At 63.5% G+C, this 3,063-nt stretch carries 3 protein-coding genes; all 3 read right to left on the reverse strand.

Annotated features, from left to right (window positions below):
* A partial coding sequence (locus Mgrana_RS16500) for a response regulator (RefSeq protein ID WP_147371321.1) occupies nucleotides 1-433 on the reverse strand: 433 nt, incomplete at its 3' end.
* Between the two features lie 18 nt (nucleotides 434-451).
* Entirely contained in the window at nucleotides 452-1,216 is a 765-nt protein-coding gene (locus Mgrana_RS16505; RefSeq protein WP_119358666.1) for a DUF4388 domain-containing protein, read from the reverse strand.
* A gap of 1 nt (nucleotide 1,217) precedes the next feature.
* Nucleotides 1,218-3,063 (reverse strand): hybrid sensor histidine kinase/response regulator (locus tag Mgrana_RS16510; protein ID WP_147371322.1); only part of this gene is annotated, 1,846 nt, incomplete at its 5' end.

Raw genomic sequence — 3,063 nt, forward strand, 5'->3', positions numbered from 1 at the left:
GCGGGGGGGGAGGAACGGGTTCAGGGCTAGAAGCGGGCACTGGGGCTCCCACCAAGGCCACCTGGGTGGCGAGCGCCCGCTCCACTTTGGGGAACAGGTCATCGGGGGTGAAGGGTTTCGATACCACCGCGACCGCCCCTGCCTCTTTGGCTTGAGCCATGACCCCATCGTTGATGATGCCGGAAATCAGAATGACCGGCAGCCCTTCGGTGCGGGCGTTTAGCTTGAGCAGCTGGCATAGCTCAAAACCGCTCATCCCCGGCATAACCACATCGGCAATGATCAAGTTGGGCTGGGAGCGATTGACCAGCTCGAGGCCTTGTTCCGCGCTCTCCGCACTCATCACCTGCATTCCCTTACCCGCCAGCAGGCGCTCCAGCACCTTGCGCACACTGGTGCTATCGTCTACGACTAAAACCTTGGCTCCTTGCATATCTCCCATGTTGAGACCTCAGGCGCGGTGTGCGCCCCCTCGCTGCTGGTGGTCCATCTCGACCGCCAACGAGAGCAGCAGCTGGTCGGTGGTTTTGCGGATGGTTACCGGCTCCAGGAAAAAATCGGCTTCCCCCAACGGCTCAAAGACAAAATAACCCCCGCTCTCCGCAGAGCTGCGGCGCCGACCCTCGGCCTGAATGAGCAGGCTCAGCACCGCATCTTCCCCACTGCGCTCGCCATATTCGGCGTGGATGAGCTGGCCTTTGGAGAAGAGCCAGGAGCCCTCCTCAAAACCCATCTGCACGCTGAGGCGCCCGGTCTTGGCCGAGCGCGAAAGCCACTGGGCCAGTTCAAACAAGCTGATCTCGGTCAGCTTCCCCTGAATGCCCCCTTTGGCCGCCTGGGTCTCGGTGGAAAGCTCTATGGTACGCCGGGTAAGCTCGAGCACCAACCGATAAGCGGTGCGCACAATCTCTGAGGTTGAAGTCTCCGGGGGCAGCCAGCGGTCAATCTCCTCCAGGTTGGCCGGGGCCTCGGACGACAGCAACACGATGGGCACCAGGTTTAGGCTGGGGTCGGCCCGCACCAGCTCGTACAGCTCAGCCCCGCTCATCTCGGGTAGCCGTTCGCTGCTGAGAAGGATATCTGGGCGGCTGCGCTCCAACAGGGTTAAGGCATAAAGCGCGCTCTCTTCGACCTGTACCTCAAAGCCGGAGAGGGTAAAACTCTCCTTGAGCGCCTTGGCGCGATCCGCTTCTGAGGTGACGATCAGCACTTTCATCCTAGACCCCACTGAGGAACCGCTGCAATTCTACCTCGTCAGCGGGCTTGGTCAGGTAGGCATTTGCACCAAGCTCAACCGCTAAATCCCGGTGCTTACCCGAGGCCCGGGTGGTCAGCACCCCCACCCGCAGGTGTGAGAGGTGGGGGCGGCGACGCACTTCTTCCAGCAGCTCGAAACCCGACATGCGGGGCATCTCGAGATCGGTCAGCACCGCTCGGTACTCCCCGCTCTCGAGGAGCTCCAGCGCTTCCTGTCCGTCGCTGGCGGTGACCACCGGATGCCCGGCCTTGCGCAGCATCCCCGCCACCACCTTGCGCACGGAGAGCGAGTCGTCTACCAGCAAAATTGGGGGGCGAGCCGGGACCGCATGGCCCACCTGCAGGGCCTGAATCGGGGATACCCCCATCTCCAGCAATCCCGAAGGAGACAGCACCAAAATGGGCTCACCGGTAGCCGAAAGGGTGGCCCCTAAGAGGTGTGGCAGCTCGGAGAGCGGGGCACCCAGCGGTTTGACCAGGGCTTGCTCGAGCCCCAAAAAGCGGTCCGCCGCCAAAGCTACCGGCCCACCCCCGCCCTCCACGACCGCCAGAGCCAGCTCTGCCGAGGGTTCAGCCGACCAGCCCAACAAATCCGAGAGCGCACGAACCGGGACCTGCACCTCATCATAGGCCACGCTCGTAGCCCCACTGGGAGCCGAGAGCAGGGTGAGCAAGGACTCCCGCGGGAGTCCAATCTTCTGCTGACCAACCTCCACCAGCAACAGGTCGCTGACCACCAGGCTCTGGGGGATGCGCAAGCGGAAGGTAGTGCCTAAGCCCTCCCGGCTCTCCACGCTGAGTTCACCCCGCAGGCGGCGCACCGTATTCACTACCGCATCCATCCCCACCCCACGTCCAGCGATATCGGAGAGGGTCTGTGCGGTGGAAAGGCCCGGTAAAAAGATCAGGCGGATGGCCTCCTCGAGGCGCATGGCCTCGACCTCGGCCTGGGTTTTAAGCCCCCGGGCCACAGCCTGGGCTTTGACCGCTCCCACATTGATTCCCGCCCCATCGTCGCTGATCTCCAAGATCAAGGTGCTGCGTTCCTGGCGGGTACGCAAGCTCAGTCGGCCCTGGGCCGGCTTGCCCCGGGCCCGCCGCTCCTCGGGGGTCTCCAGGCCGTGAATGATGGCGTTATTGACCAGGTGCAGCAAGGCCTCAGAAAGTCCGTCCAGGAGCACGCTGTCAATCTCGATCTGCTCACCGGAGAGCTCCAAGGCAACCTGCTTTTCTCCGGCAAGCTGCTGCACCTGGCGCTGCAAGCGGGTATAAAACCGCCCAATCGGTACCAGTCGGGCCCGACCCACCTCAGAACGCAGGTTTTGCGAGAGCTTGGCGAAGGCCTCGGTCTCCTGCTGGAAAGCCTTAATCCCCTCGCTCAGGGCTGAACGCACCTCAGCCAGGTCGGCGGTCATCTCGGAGATGGCCCTGGCCAGAATGTTGAGGTCGTCATAGCGGTCAAACTCGAGCTCGCTGAACAGCTCCTGCACGGTTTTGCCCACCGTGCTGCTGGGAGCCACCTCGGTGGAGGCGCTCTCCGATTCCAGCGAGAGGCGCGGGTTGAGATAGCGGGCTTCGAACTCGGTGGTGGTACGCAACAACCGGGCTCGCGCTACCTCCAAGGTGGCGTCAAGTTCCTCGAAGCGCCGGGTCAAGAGCTCGAGGCGCGAACGAGCGCTCAGGGTTTCCCCTGCCAGGTTGAGCAGGGCGTCGAGGCGCTCCAAGCTGACCCGTACCGAACCCCGCTGGGATTGGGGGTTGGGCTTGGCGGTTGGGGCTTGAGGAGGAGGGGGCTCAGCGATGGGG

The organism is Meiothermus granaticius NBRC 107808 (assembly GCF_003574355.1).
GTDB lineage: Bacteria > Deinococcota > Deinococci > Deinococcales > Thermaceae > Meiothermus > Meiothermus granaticius.